Origin of the sequence: Nostoc piscinale CENA21 (assembly GCF_001298445.1) — a bacterium.
Taxonomy (GTDB): Bacteria; Cyanobacteriota; Cyanobacteriia; order Cyanobacteriales; family Nostocaceae; genus Nostoc_B; species Nostoc_B piscinale_A.
In genome coordinates this window covers 5,896,761-5,912,104 of record NZ_CP012036.1, presented here as the reverse complement: position 1 = coordinate 5,912,104, position 15,344 = coordinate 5,896,761, and the positions used below count along the sequence as shown (strand labels likewise).

General features: G+C 40.2%; 10 protein-coding genes and 2 pseudogenes. 7 read left to right on the top strand and 5 right to left on the bottom strand.

From position 1 onward, the window contains the following. The first annotated feature begins 112 nt into the window (after positions 1–112). Positions 113–1,279: a pyridoxal phosphate-dependent aminotransferase gene (locus ACX27_RS25290; RefSeq protein WP_062296473.1), complete on the top strand. Its 1,167-nt coding sequence runs from the start codon at positions 113–115 to the stop codon at positions 1,277–1,279. Between the two features lie 114 nt (positions 1,280–1,393). On the opposite strand, the gene ACX27_RS25285 is transcribed toward ACX27_RS25290, so the two are convergent. Then, complete coding sequence (locus tag ACX27_RS25285; protein WP_062296471.1) at positions 1,394–3,319, bottom strand: sensor histidine kinase; 1,926 nt, start codon at positions 3,317–3,319, stop codon at positions 1,394–1,396. An 88-nt stretch (positions 3,320–3,407) separates the two neighbouring features. Next, a complete protein-coding gene (locus ACX27_RS25280) occupies positions 3,408–5,183 on the bottom strand; it encodes an SWIM zinc finger family protein (RefSeq protein WP_062296469.1) in 1,776 nt (591 codons plus the stop codon). 510 nt (positions 5,184–5,693) lie between these two features. On the opposite strand from ACX27_RS25280, the gene lpdA reads away from it, so the two are divergent. The 5 genes and pseudogenes from lpdA to nifV all read left to right on the top strand — a co-directional run bounded on the left by lpdA (position 5,694) and on the right by nifV (position 10,718). After that, a complete protein-coding gene (lpdA, locus tag ACX27_RS25275; RefSeq protein WP_062296467.1) occupies positions 5,694–7,121 on the top strand; it encodes a dihydrolipoyl dehydrogenase in 1,428 nt (475 codons plus the stop codon). 165 nt (positions 7,122–7,286) lie between these two features. Continuing rightward, a complete protein-coding gene (trpC, locus tag ACX27_RS25270) occupies positions 7,287–8,174 on the top strand; it encodes an indole-3-glycerol phosphate synthase TrpC (RefSeq protein WP_062296465.1) in 888 nt (295 codons plus the stop codon). Positions 8,175–8,387: 213 nt separating this feature from the next. Further along, positions 8,388–8,639, top strand: a complete 252-nt coding sequence (locus ACX27_RS25265; protein WP_062296464.1) for a DUF5340 domain-containing protein — start codon at positions 8,388–8,390, stop codon at positions 8,637–8,639. A gap of 270 nt (positions 8,640–8,909) precedes the next feature. Next, the gene (locus ACX27_RS25260) at positions 8,910–9,416 is read left to right on the top strand and encodes a phosphate-starvation-inducible PsiE family protein (RefSeq protein WP_062298563.1); all 507 of its coding nucleotides are present in this window, start codon (positions 8,910–8,912) and stop codon (positions 9,414–9,416) included. Between the two features lie 185 nt (positions 9,417–9,601). Then, positions 9,602–10,718, top strand: a pseudogene (gene nifV, locus ACX27_RS25255) (homocitrate synthase). A 48-nt stretch (positions 10,719–10,766) separates the two neighbouring features. Here the strand turns inward: nifV and ACX27_RS25250 are convergent. The 3 genes and pseudogenes from ACX27_RS25250 to ACX27_RS25235 form a co-directional block, all read right to left on the bottom strand. Beyond that, positions 10,767–10,943 (bottom strand): hypothetical protein, encoded by a 177-nt coding sequence (locus ACX27_RS25250; RefSeq protein ID WP_062296461.1) that lies wholly within the window; start codon positions 10,941–10,943, stop codon positions 10,767–10,769. A 286-nt stretch (positions 10,944–11,229) separates the two neighbouring features. Next, on the bottom strand, positions 11,230–11,769 hold the full coding sequence (locus ACX27_RS25240) for a hypothetical protein (RefSeq protein WP_062296458.1): 540 nt from the start codon (positions 11,767–11,769) through the stop codon (positions 11,230–11,232). 222 nt (positions 11,770–11,991) lie between these two features. Next, a pseudogene (locus ACX27_RS25235) lies at positions 11,992–13,348 on the bottom strand (helix-hairpin-helix domain-containing protein). 466 nt (positions 13,349–13,814) lie between these two features. On the opposite strand from ACX27_RS25235, the gene gatA reads away from it, so the two are divergent. After that, positions 13,815–15,272, top strand: a complete 1,458-nt coding sequence (gene gatA, locus ACX27_RS25230; RefSeq protein ID WP_062296457.1) for an Asp-tRNA(Asn)/Glu-tRNA(Gln) amidotransferase subunit GatA — start codon at positions 13,815–13,817, stop codon at positions 15,270–15,272. The last annotated feature ends 72 nt before the right edge of the window (positions 15,273–15,344 follow it).

Genomic DNA, 15,344 nt, shown 5'->3' with positions numbered 1-15,344 from the left:
AGATTAGAACGAAAAATATAAATATGAAAAGGAATTCGCCAAAAGACAAATCTTGGTAGGGTTTCTGGGATATCCTAAGATAAGTGAGAGATTTGCCAAAGAATAAGTAAGAATGAAACTGGCAGCAAGAGTAAGTCAGGTAAAACCTTCTTTAACCTTAGCGATCGCAGCTAAAGCTAAGGCGATGAAGGCAGAAGGTATAGATGTTTGTAGTTTTAGTGCTGGTGAACCGGATTTTGACACCCCAGCACATATTAAAGCCGCAGCAGCAAAGGCTTTGGCAGAAGGTAAAACCAAGTATGGCCCTGCACCTGGAGAACCAAAGTTAAGGGAAGCGATCGCCCAAAAGCTGAAATCTGATAACGGTTTAGATTACAAAGCAGAAAATGTCATCGTCACCAATGGCGGTAAACATTCTTTGTACAACTTGATCATGGCACTCATCGATCCGGGTGATGAGGTAATTATTCCGGCTCCCTATTGGCTGAGTTATCCCGAAATGGTAACTTTAGCAGGTGGTGTCTCCGTGATTGTCAACACCGACGCTTCCACAGGCTATAAAATTACACCGGAACAACTGCGCCAAGCCATCACCCCCAAAACCAAGTTATTTGTCCTCAACTCCCCATCCAACCCCACCGGGATGGTTTACACGCCAGAGGAAATTAAAGCTTTGGCACAGGTAATAGTTGATGCAGATATCTATGTAGTCTCCGATGAGATTTACGAAAAAATTCTCTACGACGGTGCAGAACATCTCAGTATTGGTTCCCTTGGACAAGAAATTTTTGAGCGCACCTTTATTAGTAATGGGTTTGCCAAAGCTTATTCTATGACAGGTTGGCGCTTGGGTTACCTAGCCGGGCCAGTCGAGATTATTAAAGCTACCAATTCCATTCAAGGGCATAGTACATCTAATGTATGTACCTTTGCTCAATATGGTGCGATCGCCGCTTTAGAAGAATCTCAAGACTGTGTAGCTGAAATGTTGCAAGCTTTCACCAAGCGGCGACAAGTCATGCTAGAGCGAATCAACGCCATTCCCGGTTTATATTGTCCCAAACCAGACGGCGCTTTTTATCTGTTCCCCGACATCAGCAAAACCGGACTCAAATCTCTAGAATTTTGCGACGCTTTGATTGAAGAACATCAAGTTGCAGTCATTCCCGGAATTGCTTTTGGTGCAGATAATAACATTCGCCTTTCCTACGCCACCGATTTAGCCACAATCGAAAAAGGCTTGGATAGGTTAGAAAAGTTTGTGCGATCAAGAATTTAATTTAGGGTCATTTGTCATTGGTCATTTGTCATACGACAGATGACCAAATAATTATAAATGTTGTAGGACAAAAACTTTGGTATCGAAACCTATCGTTATTACCTGTAACCTACTTCAAGCCGCCAGCAACCTTTCTTGACTGATGGGAATTATCATCACAAATTCTGTACCTTTACCGACAGTAGAATGACATTCCATTTTCCCCTGATGTTTTTCAGTCACAATCTGATAACTAATAGATAAAGCCAAACCTGTACCTTTGCCAACGGGTTTAGTAGTAAAAAAGGGATTGAATAGTTGTTTTTGTAAATTTTCAGGAATCCCAATCCCATTATCAATAATGCGAATAATGACTTGTTGATTAGCAGTAAGTTCAGTTTTAATGTGAATTTTACCTGTCCGTCTGTCTTGATTTGGTGACAAATGAATAAAAGACTCTTCTATGGCATCAATCGCATTTGTCAGCAAACTAATAAACACCTGATTTAGTTCTCCTGCATAGCATTCTACCAGTGGCAAATCAGTATATTCTTTGATAACTACAATTTCTGGATGGTTGGGTGTCGCTTTGAGTTGGCTTTGTAAAAACATGAGTGTACTATCAATACCTTCATGGATATCAACCAGTTTCATTTCTGCCTCATCTAAACGAGAAAAATTCCGCAAAGACAGTACGATTTGTTTAATTCTGTCAGCGCCAACTTTCATCGAATTAAGTAAATTTGGCAAATCTTCTATCAAAAAATCCAATTCAATAACTTCTGCTTCATCTTGAATTTCTGGTACTGGTTCTGGGTAGTGATGTTGATAAAGTTCTAAAAATCTGAGTAAGTCTGCAATATATTCTTGAGCAGGTTCAATATTACTATAAATAAAACTGATTGGGTTGTTAATTTCGTGGGCTACTCCGGCAACTAGTTGACTTAAACTAGACATTTTTTCAGCTTGAATCAACTGAGCTTGAGTTTGTTTTAATTCTTGTAAGGCCTGTTCTAAATCTTGTGCTTGTTGTTGTAATGTTTTTTGTTGTTGACTCAGCATTACAACTTGAATTTTGGCTTTTTGAGATAGTTGTATTTGTCGCCAAGCAATAATTGTTCCTACCGCCAGCAGTCCACCTAATATTGAAGTTAGTAAGTTCAGTGCTTGGAGTTGAGATTCGATATTTTCTCGCGGTATAACTAAAGCTATTGACCAATTTGCTTGTTTGAGATGAACATAAGCAACATATTTGTAAGTTCCATCAATAGAAATCAGCTCAATTCTTTCCTCTTTGTTTACCATCCGTCGAGCTAGTTCCGCCAAGCTAGAGTCGGTTGAGTTGAGAAAACTAGGAGCAGGTTTTTCTTGCGTTGACATCACTTTCGGATGAATAATTGGTTCTCCCTGAGAGTTAAGTGCAAAGGCGTAACTCAGATTACCGTAACGCAGTTTGTTAACTACTTGAGCAATTCGGTGTACTTTTAAACTACCGTTCATCACCGCTATGGGACGACTTTTAAAATCGTAACTTTGACGGATAGGAGCAGAAATTGCGACAGAAGGAATACCTGTAGTCCGACTGATGAAGGGATCTGATATATTGCTTTCTCCTGCTAATGCTTTTTGAATAAAATCTCGATCATTATTTTTGGTATTGCTTTTACCTACCTCAGTGTTGTAATAATAACCATCAGGTAGTGAGAGTGAAATTTTAAAAAAATCATCAGTGCGCTTCACTTCTGACTGTAACAATGGTTCAATCAATCTCCAATTTAAGGAACGGGCTGCGTCTGTATTCGCAATAGTTTGAATTGTGGTAGAGCAAATTGCTAACCACTGATCAATCTCATCAGTTCCTTGGCGGACTTGTAATAATGCTTTTTCTTGAAGTTGTTGAATAATTAACTTTCTTACTACCAAGTAACTAGTCCAACCAACAATACCTATTGCTAATGTACAAGCAATCAAAATTAGTGGTGTTCTAATATTAGGTATTGGTGTGGTGGAAGTGGTTTGAGATTGGTTAATTTTGATTGCTTTGGGGAATAAATAGGACATATAGGTATGACTGTAAAGCTTTAGTTAGACTCATTACCTATAGTTCCCATAGCATTAAGCTGATAAACATCAATTGATGAACTCAGAATTATTCCATATCTCGTCCTTGCAACATTCCCATCAATTTGCGCTTGCGGGCGTGGATTTCCATTAATTTGGCGCGATAATTTGACCAGTCGGCTTGTTTATTTGACGCAATGTAAGCCGCACGAGCTTTTCTTAGCCAGTCAACTGCGGCATCATAATACTCTGCTTTCCCCGCATTCATAATTGCTTCGGCCAGGCGACAAGCATGAGTAATTACCCAATGAGGGCGAAGGGGAATGGCAGCATCCATCACCCGATGAATAATGTCAGCATAATAGACATTTAAATCATTAGCGATCGCGATCGCATCATCAATTAATCCTTCATATAAGAAAATATCTACTTTGATGGGGGCAGTTTCCCAACCACTATAAACCCGCAGAATTTTCAATAAATCAGGTTTAATTTGCAGCCATTCTTCCCCAGCCAAATCTTGAATATCTTGATATTCTTCTAAAGAAGGATGTGCTTGAAAAGCTAGTTTTTTGGCTTGCAAAGCTGTGGTTTGATCACCTAATTTTTGGGCTAAATCACTTGTCCATAAACCCAAGTCATATTGACAATTTCCCTTTAATTGCAAGCCAATTTGAGCAATATGCAAAGCTTGTTGTAATGCGCCTTGTTCTTGCAGAGTTTTGCCCAAAGCGAATGCTTCTTCCATTGAATTCATTTCGGTTTGGGCAGCTTCTAAGGCTTCTTCTACTCTGCCGAGTCTACCCAGCATAGTTAAATATTGCCGCGTTTGTCCTTCCGCTTCCGCCAAATATAAATATTCTTGATAACGTTCTTGGCGTTCGAGAATTTTCAACCGAATTAAAGCTAAATCATCGGCATAATCAGGAATAGTTGTTTCCCACACTCCCCGTTCACTCATTTTGCCTTGGAGAACTTCTGTGAGTAGCGGGTAATCCCAGCCTTGGCGCAAAGCTTCTAAACTTAAGCCAAAATCCACATCCCATTCATCTTGCCAAACTTCCAAATTTACTTGGATGTCAACTTTTTCTTCGGGAGTCAAGTCAGCAGTCAGAATAGCTTCACACCAAGCATTATTTAATTCCCAGGCAATTTCATCATAATCTGCACCATATTCAGCAACTTCATACCAATTTTCAATACAGGTAGAAGTAATCGCCTCTAAAACTGCGATCGCTTTATTTCCTTCTCCCCGTTCAATCAAGTCTACCGCCGACTGCACCAAACCCAGCAATTCCTCAGCAATGGGATCTTCTTCACAGCCATCCTCAAGGTAGCGCACACCATCGTGAATAATCTGCCGTACTTGCCGCCGAAAAGCACTGGTATCAATCGCATTTTGCCGCAGAGACTTGAGCTTTTTTGTCTTAGGCAAAGGATTTGTCATCCAGGTAACATGACGATCAATTGTCTCAATCAGTTGGGGATGTTCTGCCACTAATTCTTGTACTAGCCTTTGTGTCTGAACGTGATCCAGCCGATCAAGCAATTGCTCTAACGTCGGACGATGCTCAATAATCTCTGGCTGGCGCACACAAACAAGCAGCGTTGCCACAATGTGTTTACACCATCCATCAAAATTGTAGGCACAGGTGCAATTTGCTGAAGTTAAACTATGGCCATCAAAACTGAGGCTGACACGATAAGGTCTAGCTTCACTGCCATCAACTTCTGCGTGTAATAGATTACCACGGCGAATAATAGTATCTACAGCACCAGACTCGAAATAAGCCTCACCCCTTTGGTAAGACTTAGCGTTGGCATAACGACGGATGGTAAATTCACTGATTTTGGGAATAGACATCGGGCAGACGAAGTGCGAAAATCCTATAGGTAAATGAATTTTAGATCCAGGTTGGCTTTTCGGCTCATACCGATTTTGAATTCCCAGTCATAACCATAAGGCTGGTACTGAAATTTCAAACATTACGATACTAGTACAATAAAGCAGCTGATAAAATCTTTACCTCAAAAGTAGTTTATTTCCACAATTGAGTACTAGTATTTTCTAATACTTATTATCTAAGTTTAATTGTCCAATTTATTGCTAAATCAAAGCACAAGCAGCTTACCAAGGTAAAAATAATCAGTTTGTCTCAACCTGAATCAGCTATTATAGCTTTCCAAAAAAATTAGCCATATCAGTATAAAATTCAATAAGTGAATAATGTTTACTAAAATTGTCAATAAAGTTATCTCTTCGCTTGCTAGGGTGAACGATAATAGTTGATTTAGCCATTCCCAACTCTTTCGGGGTTGTCAGAATAGCTAGTCGAGTTGAGAATAATTAGGCGAAGCACACGGGGAAACTAACGTGAGTCATGGATTTGATTACGATTTAGTAATTATTGGCGCTGGTGTAGGCGGACATGGCGCTGCCCTACACGCGGTAAGCTGCGGTCTGAAAACAGCGATTATCGAAGCAGCTGACATGGGTGGAACCTGTGTCAACAGGGGCTGTATTCCATCGAAAGCGTTGCTGGCAGCAGCTGGACGTGTGCGGGAGTTACGTAATGCCCACCACCTCAAGTCACTGGGCATTCAAATTGGTAATGTAGAGTTCGATCGCCAAGCGATCGCTGATCATGCGGGCAATTTAGTCTCAAAAATTCAAGGTGATTTAACTAATAGCCTCAAGCGTCTAGGAGTAGATATCATCCGGGGTTGGGGCAAAATCGCCGGGACACAGAAAATCACTGTCACGGTTGATGGTAGTGAAAAAACAATCACCGCTAAAGATATTATTCTTTCTCCTGGTTCAGTTCCTTTTGTGCCTCCAGGCATTGAAGTTGACGGCAAAACTGTATTTACCAGTGACCAAGGCGTAAAGCTGGAATCTCTACCGCCTTGGGTGGCAATTATTGGTAGCGGCTACATCGGCTTGGAATTTTCTGATGTCTACTCGGCTTTGGGCAGTGAAATCACCATGATTGAAGCCCTAGATCAGTTAATGCCAGGATTTGACCGCGATATTGCCAAACTCGCAGAACGGGTATTAATTACCCCCCGTGATATTGAAACCAAAGTCGGTATCTACGCGAAAAGAGTCATCCCTGGTTCACCAGTGGTAATTGAGTTAGCTGATTTTAAAACCAAAGAAGATTTAGAAGTCCTGGAAGTTGATGCTTGCCTAGTAGCAACAGGACGCATCCCCGCCACCAAAAACCTTGGTTTAGAATCTGTGGGTGTGGAATTAGACAGGCGGAATTTTATCCCCGTAGACGATCGCATGGCAGTATTGAGTGCCGGGGAAGTTGTGCCGCATCTCTGGGCAATTGGTGATGCCAATGGCAAAATGATGCTGGCTCATGCTGCTTCTGCTCAAGGTATTGTAGCTGTAGAAAATATCGTCGGGCGATCGCGCACTGTTGATTATCGCAGTATCCCCGCTGCCGCCTTCACTCACCCAGAAGTTAGCTATGTTGGTTTAACCGAAACTGCTGCTAAAGAATTAGGACAAGCCGAAGGTTTTGAAGTCGGTACAAGTAAGAGTTACTTTAAAGGCAACTCCAAAGCTTTGGCAGAAAACGAAGCCGACGGGATAGCGAAGGTAATTTATCGCAAAGACACAGGCGAAGTTTTAGGTGTTCACATCTTTGGAATGCACGCCTCGGACTTAATTCACGAAGCCTCAGCCGCCGTAGCAAAACGTGAATCTGTCCACACCCTCGCCCATCTAGTCCACGCCCACCCCACCCTCTCGGAAGTTCTAGATGAAGCCTACAAACGGGCTGTAGCCTAATAAAGGCAAAAGTAAAAAGTGAGCCAGCGAGGTCTTGGGGGTTTCCCCCATGAGCGACTGGCGACTCCGAAGGAGGCAAAAGGTAAAAAGTAACAATATTTACTTTTACCTTTTTACTTTTTACTTTTTACTTTTTACTTTTTACTTACTACTCAGCACTCCAATATGCAAATCCGTCGTCGTCAACCAAGCCCAGCCATTGATGTATCTATATTGCGCTATCAAGTCGCTTTGCCAGATGCCAAACCTAACAACATTCTGGAAGAAATTGTCTGGCAAAAAGAAACTGAAGTTGACCAACTGCGGGAAAAACAGCCTTTAATAGAACTGCAAAAGCAAGCACTTTCCGCACCACCAACTCTGGATTTTGTCGCCGCCCTCAAACAAGGTAAGACAAAACCAGCGTTGATTGCGGAAGTTAAAAAGGCTTCACCGAGTAAAGGTGTATTACGAGCAGATTTTGACCCTGTGGCGATCGCTTTATCCTACCAACAAGGTGGCGCTAGTTGTATTTCTGTGTTGACAGATGTGAAATTTTTTCAAGGCAGTTTTGACAACTTGGCGAAAGTCCGGGCCGCAGTTGATTTACCATTATTATGTAAGGATTTTATTATCTATCCTTACCAGATGTACTTAGCTCGTCTCCAGGGTGCCGATGCCGTTTTATTAATTGCGGCGATTTTAACTGATCAATACTTGCGATACTTTATCAAAATTGCCAAAGCCTTAAACATGGCAGCATTGATTGAAGTCCACAGTCTAGAAGAACTAGACCGGGTATTAGCTTTAGATGATGTCTCTGTAGTGGGCATTAACAATCGCAATCTGGAAGATTTCACTGTAGATTTACAGACAACTTGTCAACTTTTACAAGCTAGGGGTGAACAATTACGCGATCGCAATATCGTGGTTGTCAGTGAATCGGGTTTACACACACCTGATGATTTGACTGTTGTTGAACAAGCAGGTGCAACGGCTGTGTTAATTGGCGAATCTCTAGTCAAACAACCAGATCCAGAATTAGCGATCGTTCAAATCTTGCCCAAGCATTAATCTAGATGAAGCTATCTTGCTCTGTTGAAACAGAGCAATGATAGTATGTTATATAAAAAACATATTATTTACCGTAATTCTCCTAGGGTTTGCAAAAAATTTATCGTTAAAAACACCCACGCCTTAACCAAATATTTGTTTTTTGTGTAACAATTCATGGCAAGAGATAAACTCTAACTAACACAAATTATACATTTGTAATATTAAAGCCACATGGAGCAAATTCCTCTACCGTCACCCATCCACTACGAATTAATACTCCAACTTTTAGAAAGACAAACCTTGTCAGCCGTTAATCAAAATCCCGATTTGCGACATCAGGTAAATCAACTCATCATCACCCTCCGCAAAGCAGCAGTCCAGCAAAAACGGCTAGAAGAAATTTGTGAGGTGACATCTGTGCCTGTAGACCACCGTTGGTCGCTCAACCATCATATTGCTGAGAAAGTGGTTGTACCTGACTGACGAAAATGTTCAGCAATTATTATTTGATTTGTAAATATGAGGTTCTTGTCCCCGACTGCTTGAAGAAGTCGGGGATATTGTTTTTAAATTGAAAAACTAAATTTTGTCAATAAAAATACAGTTTAAAAAATAATTTTTTTGCTGTAGATAACATTACAAAATAACTCAAAATCAGGTTAATAAATCACAAGAAATAGTCAAATATTATTAATTTTTTTATTCTTAAATTGCCTATCATGGAGATAAGTAAATCAGGTTTTGGAAGAAATTATGCCAAAGCGTGTAATTAGAGAAGTGAATAGTTGGTTTGAGCGAGAGCGCATTGTTAGTAATTTAGAAAGATTTCAAGATTTTATTATTATCTCACTCTGCCTTGGCTTATTCTGCGTGATGCTGATTCGGCTAGGGGATATGTTCTTTTCCTTTTTACACCCCTTAGATTTACGAGAAATTACATCTGATATACTGTTTATTTTGATTCTGGTTGAGTTATTCCGTCTACTGATTGATTACTTACAAACTCAACAAATATCGGTAGGTGCAGCAGTTGAAATTACCATAGTTTCGGCATTACGAGAAGTAATTTTGCGGGGAGTATTAGAAATCCCACAGAATCAGCTTTTTGGTATTTCGACATTTTTATTGGTTTTAGCTGTAATTTTCATTACCATACCTTTAATTTCTCGCTTATTTGGTCATGTTACTAGCTACAACCATGACACCTTATCAGATACAGAAATAGTCGCAAGTGGAAATGTAGCTGCTGATGAAATATGATGAGCATTACAGTCTGTAAATACCCCTTAGTCAGTAGGAATTAGAGAATATCTGTTTTTAGTTCAGCAACATAAGTATAAATTAAATACTTATTGAATTTTGCAGTCATTTTTATCGAATTCTGATTATATTGACTCAAGCTGGAGCTAAAAAGATAAATCTCTTTTTTTGGAGAAATTTAAGCAATGAATCAGGTTGTCATCAATGACACAACATTACGTGATGGCGAACAAGCAGCAGGTGTCGCTTTTAACTTAGAAGAAAAAATTGCGATCGCCAAATTTCTCGATGCAATTGGTGTACCAGAAATCGAAATTGGGATTGCGGCGATGGGTGAAGCCGAACAACAAGCGATCGCCACAATTGTTGATTTAAATTTGCAAGCTCATCTGTTAGGCTGGAATCGCGCCGTGATTTCTGATATTCAAGCTTCTATCGCTTGCGGTTTAAAGCGTGTGCATATATCTATTCCCGTCTCTGCAATTCAAATTGGTGCAAAATTTCAGGGAAAGTGGCAATTAGTATTACAAAAGCTCCAAGATAGTCTGAACTTTGCTTTAGACCAAGGACTGTTTGTTTCGGTAGGCGGAGAAGATTCTTCCAGAGCTGATGAGCAATTTTTGTTAGATACAGTACTTGCAGCTCAAGAATGGGGTGCATCACGGTTTCGCTTTTGTGACACCGTAGGTATTCTCGACCCATTCACGACTTATGACAAGGTAAAAAAAATTGGTCACATCCTTGTCTATACCTGTGGAAATGCACACTCACAATGATTTTGGTTTAGCTACAGCCAACGCATTAGCAGGTATCAAAGCTGGTGCATTATCTGTCAATACTACAGTCAACGGTTTAGGTGAAAGAGCCGGAAACGCAGCTTTAGAAGAAGTTGTTATGGCGCTAAAACATTTATCTAAGATTGATTTAGATATAGACACCCGACGTTTATTAGAAATCTCGCAACTAGTAGCCACAGCATCCGGTTATGGTTTACCCCCTTGGAAAGCAATAGTGGGAGAAAATACCTTTACTCATGAATCCGGTATTCATGCTCATGGAGTCATGCAAAATCCCCATACCTACGAGCCATTCGCACCCGAAGAAATTGGAAAAGAACGGCGTTTAGTTGTAGGGAAGCATTCTGGTCGTCATTTATTATTGAATGTGCTGCAACAACATGGGATTATTCTCAATAGTGAAGAAACACAATCTGTTTTAAATGCTGTACGACAAGAATCAACCCAGAAAAAGCGCAGCCTGACAACACAAGAGTTGTTATCTTTAGTCGGAGTAAAACAGTAATCAGCTTTTGTTGGGTTTCGCTATTGCTCCACCCAACTTACTATTGTCTTATCCAAAATATCTTGGGTTAGTGTCAATTATTGCTATTGGTGTTGAGTCAATTTGACCAACAGGCGCAGGTTTCATGTCTCGATAATCAAGAAATTGGACAAGAATTAGATAAGCAATAGCCAACAATACAGAAATTGCACCTGTAATAATGGCAACTATTTTAGAACGATTCATCAGTAATCCTATGATGTAGATATTTGTGCTGTTCTCAATATCCACATTGCCACAAGATATGCAAATATTGTTTCTTGTATTTCAAGTTCCCCTCAGACTGGAAGTCTGGGACTATACAAAAAAAGCCTGCACTTCAACAAGCATCGATTTGGTATTACAGCTATTCAAAGATTTTGAGACCCCGAAAAACATTAAAGACGCGGAAGTTCGCGTCTCTAAAACTGTGATATTAACATATAAATAAAATTGAATAATAATTAAGTGTTAAATCGAAATAAAACAGAAATTAAATGGTGCGTTTATAACTTCTCCGCCACTTTTCTAGCTGATCAATCGCAATTGACTTAGTAACGACATTCATTCCGTTACCTCGCCATTCCACTTCTGAATCAGTTGTAAAAACACCACATTCTAATTGATTCAGTTTAATATCCCAATATTCACTAAATCTATTTTTTAAAGTAATGACTTGTTCAAATACTTTGTTTCTGTGTTTGTTGCGTCTTTTTCTTTCGGTCGCTCCTGTTGCTTCTGTATCAATAAATTTCGTTTCGATGAGAAATAGATTACCTTGTAATGTCAGATAAACAAAATCACATTTTCCTAAATCTGTATAATCAGCAATTGGTGATTTTTCAAATAACAACAATTCACAGCAATCAGGAAATAAATTTTTGATATTTAAAAACAAATAAGCTTGCAAAAGTAGTTCCTTATCGTAAGGAAAAACTATTACCCCTTCAAAAAACTGTTTGATATCTTCTTGGGTTTGTGGCTGAATTTTTTTACAATAAGAGACAAATCGATGTAAATCATTTGCAATCATCAAGCTCTAGCTCCTTCACTTAGCAAATCTCCTACTCTCTCTAGCATCAAAAAATACCATTACAACCAAGAAATCATCATCCGCATAAGTCACTAAAAAAACGAATTTATTACAGTATTACTACGGTGTTATACTGTTGACGAAGCAATATTTAAGATATCAAGTAGTTTCAGTGTTTAAAAATCCGGTAATTTTTCTTACCCAAGCTTTTACAATTTCAAATCAACTACCTGTTAATTGTTTTACATGAGCGAGAAATCTGGCATTTTGTAGTGCTAGAACAGTTGAGCGAGAATCTTGCACCCAAAATTGTCGGCCAAACCGGACAAGTTGCCGAGAACTGCCAGCCTGGACAATTCCAATTACCGGGACTTTAGCTTTTTCTTTGTCACCTGATAGTTCTTTTAAAATTGTGCGTAGGCGATCGCGTTCTTCAATTGTGATAGCTTGTTGGGGAGTTAGCTCTACCATCACTAGTTGCACGGTTTCTACTGGTTCGACATCTTCCACAATTAATTGCACTTGTTCATCGCGTCTATCGACTTTACCCCAAACAATTAATCTGGCATCAACTTCTAGTGCAAGGCTTACACGTTCATAAGTTTTAGGAAAGACAACAGCTTCTAATTGTGCAGTTAAATCTTCTATCTGCAAAATCGCCATTGGGTCGCCTTTTTTGGTCATGACTTTTTTTGACATTATTTAACATCACCACCGCACAAAGTAGTGTGTCTTCTTTCTGCTCACCGAGTTGTGATAAATTAATTGGCGCTAAAATCGATGATGAATGTTTAATTGATTTTAGCGGATGATCTGAGACATAAAATCCCAATAATTCTTTTTCCATCTGCAACTTTTTCTGCGGCGGAAAATCTGGAACAGGTTGAGCTTTAGGGGCAGAATCAAAGACATTATTGGTGGTTTTGTTAGTAGATGTAGAAGCAAATCCACCGCCTAATAAATCAAACAAGTTACCTTGACCACTAGCTCTATCTTTAGCGCGGGATTGCGCCCAATCATAAACAAGTTCTAGGTCTTTAATTAATTGGTGACGATTCGGTTCAAGTTTGTCAAAAGCACCACAATAAATCAGTGATTCTAAAGTGCGGCGGTTAACTGCACGCAAGTCAACGCGATCGCAAAAATCAGATAATGATTTAAACGCCCCTTGGTCTTCCCGCGCTTCTAAAATACAAGCGATCGCATTCTGCCCCACATTACGGACAGCAGAAAAACCAAATAAAATCTTGTCACCCACGGGTGTAAAATCTACACCAGAACGGTTAATATCCGGCGGTTCGATTTGAATATTCATACTCAAACAAGTCGAAATATACTTCTGCACCTTGTCTGTATCACCACTGTTAGCCGTTAACAGGGCTGCCATATATTCTAGGGGATAATTCGCTTTTAAATATGCTGTTTGATAAGTGACATAGCCATAAGCAGTAGAGTGGGATTTATTAAAGCAATTAGAAGCAATGAAATTATTTTTAATGACAAAGTTATGGTCTTGTTCTACTCCAATGTCATAGACATTTGACCGACCAACATATTTACGAGTAATTATTTTGACCATCTCTCTTTTCCCCGACGCAAACTTAATAAAAACGAATAATATTACTTTAATGAGCCATCAACAACCAGACTCAAAAGTTTACTTCCCTAACTGCTACTCATCTCCTCTTACACGACAATAACTGAAATTTATAGCTAAGTTAATAGTCTAAGTTTTATAATTTGCAAACATCCAGTTATCAAGTATATATTTGCTGTTTTGAAAAAGTCTGAAGTATGAACAGGGGGCTGTGACTGGGATGCCATGATTGTGGGTGAAAATTATAACTATAGCGGTTCTAACTACCCTGCATTTGCTGACGCAAACGCTCTCCCTGCTCCTTTTCCCCCAGCCTCTTCCGGTCATTGAGCTTGTCGAAGTGCGAGTTTTGCAGACAGTCCCCTGTTCCTCAACTTCATAATTCACACTTCATACTTCCCCGCAATATGTACTAAAATCAATGACTTGAGTTACCAAGAGAGCAGTCATGGCATCCATACGCGAGTTGCACGAACAGCTAGTTAAAAAAGAACGTTCCGCCGTTGAAATTACCCAAGAAGCTTTGGACAAAATTCAAGCTTTAGAGCCGAAATTACACAGTTTCTTGCATGTAACAGCACAACAGGCGTTAGAGCAAGCTCGTGCTGTAGATGCCAAAATTGCTGCGGGTGAAGAAATTGGCTTGTTAGCGGGGATTCCAACTGGTATTAAAGATAATATGTGTACCAAAGGAATTCCTACTACCTGCGGTTCCCGGATTTTGGAAAATTTTGTGCCGCCTTATGAGTCTACAGTGACACAAAAGTTGCTAGATGCTGGGGCTGTCACGGTGGGCAAAACCAATTTAGATGAATTTGCAATGGGTAGTTCAACCGAAAATTCTGCCTACCAAGTTACAGCTAACCCGTGGGATGTAACGCGGGTTCCTGGTGGTTCATCTGGGGGTTCAGCCGCCGCCGTCGCTGGGGGGGAATGTGTTGTTTCCTTGGGTTCTGATACTGGTGGTTCAATTCGCCAACCAGCTTCTTTTTGTGGTGTCGTCGGTTTGAAACCAACCTACGGACTGGTTTCAAGATATGGTTTGGTGGCTTATGCTTCATCTTTGGATCAAATTGGCCCTTTTGGACGCTCTGTAGAAGATACAGCAATTCTGCTCCGAGCGATCGCAGGCTACGACCCCAAAGACTCCACTAGCCTCAAAGTAGACATTCCTGATTATCTGGCTTCCCTCAAACCAGACCTCAAAGCCCGAAAAAAGCTGCGAATTGGGATAATTACAGAAACCTTTGGTGAAGGCTTAGACTCGGTGGTTGAAACAGCTGTTACCAAAGCCATCGACCAATTACAAATGTTAGGCGCTGAAATCCATACAATTTCTTGTCCGCGTTTCCGCTATGGCTTACCCAGTTACTACATCATCGCCCCATCGGAAGCATCAGCCAACCTCGCTCGTTACGATGGCGTGAAATACGGCTTACGCACACCCGATGCAGATAATTTACTGTCAATGTACAAGAGTACCCGTGCTAGTGGCTTTGGTACTGAAGTTAAACGCCGAATCATGATTGGCACTTACGCCCTATCGGCTGGGTATTATGATGCTTACTATCTCAAAGCCCAAAAAGTCCGCACCCTGATCAAACAAGACTTTGAAAACGCCTTTAAAAAAGTTGATGTATTAGTTACTCCGACTGCTCCTACCACAGCATTTAAAGCCGGAGAAAAAACCACAGATCCTTTGAGTATGTACCTAAATGACCTGATGACCATCCCTGTAAATCTAGCTGGCTTACCGGGGATTAGCATACCTTGTGGTTTTGATGACCAAGGTTTACCCATTGGCTTGCAAATCATTGGCAATGTCTTAAGAGAAGACCAAATTCTGCAAGTAGCTTATGCTTATGAGCAAGCAACTAATTGGCATTTACGTCAGCCAGCACTGTAGTAATGAGGTTGTTTGTGAAGAATGGGTATAAGGGTGTGGGGGCTGGAGGGTGTAAGGGTCTTGAAAACCTAC